Source organism: Armatimonas sp. (genome assembly GCF_964826245.1).
This window is the reverse complement of sequence record NZ_CBAYMC010000263.1, coordinates 1-5569: the sequence shown is the minus strand read 5'-3', so window position 1 is coordinate 5569 and position 5569 is coordinate 1. Positions and strand designations below refer to the sequence as shown.

Annotated in this window: 7 protein-coding genes and 1 pseudogene; 1 reads left to right on the top strand and 7 read right to left on the bottom strand. The window is 59.5% G+C overall.

From position 1 onward, the window contains the following. Nucleotides 1-155: 155 nt before the first annotated feature. The 5 genes from AC1XOS_RS19130 to AC1XOS_RS19110 are packed head-to-tail and all read right to left on the bottom strand — an operon-like array spanning nucleotide 156 to nucleotide 3190. Nucleotides 156-656 (bottom strand): nucleotidyl transferase AbiEii/AbiGii toxin family protein, encoded by a 501-nt coding sequence (locus AC1XOS_RS19130; protein WP_481963816.1) that lies wholly within the window; start codon nucleotides 654-656, stop codon nucleotides 156-158. Beyond that, on the bottom strand, nucleotides 649-858 hold the full coding sequence (locus tag AC1XOS_RS19125) for a hypothetical protein (protein WP_481963815.1): 210 nt from the start codon (nucleotides 856-858) through the stop codon (nucleotides 649-651). The genes AC1XOS_RS19130 and AC1XOS_RS19125 overlap by 8 nt, the downstream gene beginning before the upstream one ends. Nucleotides 859-866: 8 nt before the next feature. After that, nucleotides 867-1289 carry a hypothetical protein gene (locus AC1XOS_RS19120; protein WP_481963814.1) on the bottom strand — a complete coding sequence of 141 codons (423 nt, stop codon included), beginning with the start codon at nucleotides 1287-1289 and terminating at the stop codon, nucleotides 867-869. A 1-nt stretch (nucleotide 1290) separates the two neighbouring features. Then, nucleotides 1291-2724: an alpha-galactosidase gene (melA, locus tag AC1XOS_RS19115; protein ID WP_481963813.1), complete on the bottom strand. Its 1434-nt coding sequence runs from the start codon at nucleotides 2722-2724 to the stop codon at nucleotides 1291-1293. 49 nt (nucleotides 2725-2773) lie between these two features. Beyond that, nucleotides 2774-3190 carry a hypothetical protein gene (locus AC1XOS_RS19110; RefSeq protein ID WP_481963812.1) on the bottom strand — a complete coding sequence of 139 codons (417 nt, stop codon included), beginning with the start codon at nucleotides 3188-3190 and terminating at the stop codon, nucleotides 2774-2776. A 211-nt stretch (nucleotides 3191-3401) separates the two neighbouring features. On the opposite strand from AC1XOS_RS19110, the gene AC1XOS_RS19105 reads away from it, so the two are divergent. Then, nucleotides 3402-4154: a TetR/AcrR family transcriptional regulator gene (locus tag AC1XOS_RS19105; RefSeq protein WP_481963811.1), complete on the top strand. Its 753-nt coding sequence runs from the start codon at nucleotides 3402-3404 to the stop codon at nucleotides 4152-4154. Here the strand turns inward: AC1XOS_RS19105 and AC1XOS_RS19100 are convergent. Together AC1XOS_RS19100 and AC1XOS_RS19095 are read right to left on the bottom strand one after the other, a co-directional pair. Beyond that, nucleotides 4098-5219 (bottom strand): vWA domain-containing protein, encoded by a 1122-nt coding sequence (locus tag AC1XOS_RS19100; protein ID WP_481963810.1) that lies wholly within the window; start codon nucleotides 5217-5219, stop codon nucleotides 4098-4100. The two genes, AC1XOS_RS19105 and AC1XOS_RS19100, sit on opposite strands and share 57 nt — an antisense overlap. Further along, nucleotides 5219-5569, bottom strand: a pseudogene (locus AC1XOS_RS19095) (ATPase); the annotation flags it as partial. The gene AC1XOS_RS19100 and the pseudogene AC1XOS_RS19095, both read right to left, overlap by 1 nt.

Here is a 5569-nt window from a genome sequence, read left to right as displayed (position 1 = left end):
CTGCGTCTCTGCCCCATGACAGCCCAAACAGCGCTTTTCCAGAATCGGCTGAACTTTCTGGATGAAATACGCCGCATCGATCTTTGAGGCAGGCTTTGGCGGAGCTTGGGCTAGGCAGGGAAGGGCGAGGGCAAATAAGATCAGAGTGGCAAGCTTCATACTTCTTCTTCTGCGATGATTTTTTTTAATGCGTAGAGCTCCATGAGGTGTCGCTCGTCCTTGGGGCGGCCCGCCGCCTTTTTCATGTCAATGAGATCGTCAATGGAAGCAACACGTACGGAGAAGCCACCCAAGTCCATAACATCTGCCCGCTCCCAGAGCCCTTCAAAAGAATCTATCCCTGAGGGGAGAGGCAGAAGGTCAATCGCTCCAAGGTCCGTTTTCAGATTTAGGAAGCGGACACGGCTAAGTTGAGATGCTGTGACACTAAACGGATTATAGGAGGGCCAGCCAAGAGGTTTTGCATGCATCTCGTTCATCGTGACTGCCAAACGCTCTCGATTCCCATCCTCAGGCGCAAAGCTAAAGTCAATATCCTTTGTGAGGTGGGCTCCACCGTGTAAGTTCATCGCGACACCACCAACCACTACAAATCGAACCTGAGCTTTGTGGAGACGCTCTATCGCCTCGATAAAACGTGGATCAATTTCAGGCATGACGATTTACCGTGATTCTCTCTTGGAGACGCATCAAGCCGGAGACACAGCGCTCTAACTCCTCTAAGCGCTCTCGTGGAGTGAGCCGACGATTTTCGCGGAGCTGATCCCGGCTGATACCATTCTCATCTGGATCGCCATTGCCACGAGCATTGAGCCACTCAATAATCTCGTCCTCAGTTTGTAGAAGGGAGCTATCCATAGCAAATTCTACCATTCTGTATCCGTTTCAATGATCAGCGTACTGTGGTCGTTCTCATTGCACAGGATGAGTGTGATACTACCGGAGAAACTGAGGCGCAGATTACAGATGGGGGAGCCATCGGCGAACTCCAGGTTCTGGACGGATAACCCCAACAACCCTAGCTCTGCGGCTACCTCACGCTGTGGGTAGTGGTACTCGTCATCAGGTGTTGTATCCCAAGTGTCGGGTTCGGTGACTGTGCTCCAGAATGGAACACCCGCATCGATGAAGAACCGGTGCCACAAGCTGTGGTCTAGTTGGAGGAAAAGGACGGCGACCGATTCACACTGTACACCAGCATACCAGTATTCCTGAACGACAAACCTTGTGCAGATCCCCCCTACGATGATGGGAAGGAGCTCTCTCGGCGTCTCGTCGGCCAGAATCACTTTAGTCCGTCTTTTGCTCAATGAGCGTCCCGAAGCGCTTGCCGATGGCGAGGGCGGGGTCTAGCGGGACATCCACGGCGACGCAGTTCTCGGGGATGGAGATGGTCGGGGTGGGGCGGAGTGTTTTTCCCTCGAACTGCGGCAAATACGGGCGCAGCTCTTCTAGCATCTCGCTGGTCAGCTCCCGAATCTCCTTGAGCGTGCAGACAGCGGCGGTGAGTGGGTCTAGGGCGAGGGCGTGGACCAGGTGCTCGGGGTCGCCGCCGAGGGCGGCCTCGGCGCAGAGGGTCTGGACATTGATATTGGTCTGGCAGAGCGCGGCGCACTGTGGCGGCAGGTCGCCGATCACGGTCGGGTGCAGGCCCGTGTCGTCGGCGAACGTGGGCACCTCGACGCAGCAGCCACTCGGGAGGTTGGTGATATAGCCATCATTGCGGACATTGCCCATCAGGCGAAATGGCTTGCCCGTGACCACCGCCTCTAGGATGTAGGAGCAGTACTCGACACTTCGTGCCTCAATCGCCGTGCTCTCAAACTGGAGCGGATCAACGCGCTCGTACTTCTCGGCCATCGCCTTGCCCCACTTGTAGTACGCGCCACTCTCCCCACCAAAGCCCGGTTCGTCGCAGTAGAGATCCAGCGCTTTTTGGTTGTTGCGAAACCACGGCACATACTCGCTCAGGTGCCCGGTGGACTCGGTCATGAAGTAGCCAAACTGCCGGAAGACCTCGCCACGCACTTTTTCGTTCTTGTAGTACTCGGGTTTTTCAAAGAGCTCGCGGAGCTGAGGGTAGAGATCGCGGCCTTGGTGTTCGTGCTTGAGGAACCAGTCCATGTGGTTGATGCCGCCACAGACAAACGAAATCTCGTCTTTGGGGACGCCGCAGTAACCGCCGATCAGGTCCAGCGTCGTCTGAACCCCGTGGCACAGGCCAATAAACGGGACATTAGAGACTTTGCCGAGCGCCAGGCAGTTGGCGGCCATCGGGTTGGCGTACTGGAGCATGATCGCGCCGGGCTTGGCGAGCGTCTCCATGTCCTTGGCGATCTCGGCGAGCACGGGGATATGGCGCTGGCCCCGGAACAAGCCGCCCGGCCCGAGCGTGTCGCCGATGCACTGGTCCACGCCGTACTTGAGAGGAATCTCGTAGTCCACGCCGTAGGCATGAAAGCCGCGCACCTGGATCATCACCACCACAAAGTCTGCGTCTTGGATCGCCTCGCGCCGATCTGTCGTGGCCCAGACACTGCCCGGTAGGCCGTTATCAGAAAGCATGCGCTGGCCAAAGGCTTCCATCCGTCGCAGCTTGCTCTCCGTGGGGCTCATCAGGGCGAACTCGCAGCCGTGCAGGGCAGGTGTCGCCATAATATCGGACATCAGGGTCTTACAGAAAACGACGCTTCCCGCGCCGATCATCGCAATCTTCTTCGACATACCCTGATTTTACACGATTTTAAAAAGTAGTTCGATAGAAGCACGGTTCTCATCCTCGCGCTCGCTCATAACGGGAGGCGATCAGGCCAGTCACCGCGCCGGTGATGCTTGCTCCCGTCAGACCATAGGGATTGGTGAGGAGCTCGTTGGTCTGTAAGGGGGTTGAAATGTGCAGAGTCTGGTAAAGCCCTAGGATCGCCACACCCCAGAGTGCACCGTAGAGCCAAGAGAATGCGGGCCGAGTGAGGAAGTGGTTGCGTGGCAAGAGAAGCGCATGGGGCAGGACAAACAAGAACCACGCTGGGATTACGAAGGGAGCCATGTAAATAAACGCCCACGGTGAGTAGACCCCCATCCCCGAGACCAGCGCCCCAGCCGTCCAGCCTCCGAGGGTTGCCAGCGCACTCTGCCACACACGGGTGGGATTAAAGCGACCATCATCCACAAAGTCATACCGAGGTTTCATTTTATCTTTCCTTGAACCCATTAGTGCAGCGAAGCCCACAACCAGCAAGCAGCGCCCACACTCCAGCTGATGAGCGTGGCCAGAAAACGTCCTCCCAGAGCGCGTAGGGTTGGCTTCCCATTTAGGCGAGGTTTTTTTATTGAACACGTTCATTTTTAATATATCGCTGGCAATCAACTCTGTCAAGAGGTAAAATGAACAAAGTTCAAAAATGAGTGAGATAGCTACCACAACCAACGAGAAAGTTTCCAAGGGCGAGCGAACCCGTGAGCGGATTCTCGCCGCGGCGCTGGAGCTCTTTGCTGAGCAGGGCTTTGAGGGCGCGACGATGCGTGGGATTGCGGAGCGGGCGGAGTGCTCATTGGGGCTGGCGTACCGCTACTTCCGCACCAAAGAGGAGATGGTTCTCGCGCTCTATGAGCGGCTGGTCGAGGAGCTGGCGGCGGAGGCGAAGCTCTTGCCGCCAGGGTCGCTGGCCTCGCGCTGGGCGGCGATTGAGCGGGCGGACATTGCGCGGCTCTTGCCGCACCGTGCGACACTCACAGCTCTGTTTGGAGCAGGGCTCACCCCCGGAAGCCCGACGCAAGTTTTAGGGGAGGGGGCTGCGCACTGGCGGCGGCGGATTCATGCGGTCTTCCATGAAGTTGTTGCAGGAGCCAGCGATATACCCAAAGGCCCGATCCGTCAGTACCTCCCGACCCTGCTCTACACGGGGCACTTGCTCCTGGTGCTCTTCTGGGCGCAGGACCCCACGCCCAACCAGAAAGCCACCACGGACTTGCTTGCCTTTGGGGAGGAGATGCTGGGACGGCTCTGGCTGGCGCTTCGCCTGCCGTGGGCCGCGCAGTCCGCCGCGCGCCTCGGGGCGATCCTAGAGCCGCTCTTTGGCAGTCCGCCGCTGCCTCCCTCAGGAAGCGAGGATCAGCCGAGCGACCTCACCAAAGGGAAAACCCTCGACACCTAGCCCGCCCGCACTGACCACCCAAAGCGTCGGGCCTTCTGAGGGGGTCTCGGGAAATGCGCCGTAGCCATCGGTAAGGTAGACACAGACCGCCGCGGTGTCCCAAGCCTTCTCGGCCTCTGCTACGGCGGCGAAGAACGGGCGAAAGTCCGTCCCACCGCCGCCTTGGGGAGTAGGAAGCGCGTCGATAGCCGTGTCGCCGGTGAGTGCAGAGGGGCCGTAGAGTGCCGCGTCGGCGTAGTAGAGGTAGCACTGGAGATGCGGGTACGAGCGCAGGATACCCACGACTTCTCCGAGAAACTGCGCCAGCTCGCTCTTGCCGATCGAGCCCGACGTGTCAATGCAGACACAGACCCGCACCGACTCGCCCTCCAGCGTCTCTAGGTACAGTCCTTGGTGGATCAGCCGCCGGTCGAAGCCGGAGAAGTCCGTGGGGGTGCGTACCAAGTGCCGCCAGAGATAGCTGCGCCAGTCGAGCTGCGCGGGCTCCAGGGCACCCAGCTCCCGCTCCCAGCCCACAGGCATATCTCCCTGACCCGTGCTCTGCATCAGCGCCTTTGCCTGCGCCGACGCCGCCCGCCAGTGTGCGGCAAGCTCTTCGGCACTCCCCGTTTCCGGCGGCAACAGATCCTGCCACTCTTCACTGAGCGTGAGCTTTATCGCGCTCTTCTCCAGCAGCTCGTAGACCTCCTCGACGGTGAGTTTCTCCCACTTTTTCTCCCGAATCGCGCCCTGGGGGAGCTTAAGCTTGGCGGCTTCCACCATCCCGTTCACCACGATATCGGCGGCTAGGTTCCAGAGAAGAGGATCGCGCTGCCCACGCCGCGTCACGTGAAGTAGCGCGGCGTGGAGCACCTCATGCAAGAGTACCCCATCCACTTCGTCGCTCTTGAGTCCTGCCAGAAACGCCCGGTTCCAGAAAATCCGTCGCCCATCCGTTGCCGCTGTTGGGATCGCGTCGGAGAGAACGGAGCCGGCAAAGAGCGCCAGCGCCGCAAAAAATGGCTGGCGTGCTCGCAGTCGTAAGAGCGCCCCCGAGAGGCGGTCTTTGAGTGCTTTATCGTCCACTACTTGCCCATCAGTTGCAGGTACTCTGCGGCGAGATTTTTGAGGCGTGGCTCGGTGGCAAAGAGCTGGGCGAGCTCGCCCATGCGGCCTTGAGCACGCCAGAGCCGTAGGAGATCGCTGATAAAGAGCTGCACCCACTCGGCGGGGGCACGCTCCGTTAGCCAGAGGAAGCCATGGAGTGCCTGCTCCGGGGTCTTTGCCCGCGCGGTGAGGCCGATGGCGACGGCGTAGCGCACACTGGGCTCGTCGGGGTAGGGGAGCTTGCTTCCCTTGCCGCTCAAGATCACCTCTAAACTCGGCAGCTCGCGGTAGATTTTCTTGTAGGCATCCAGCTCCGCCGCCGCCCCCTC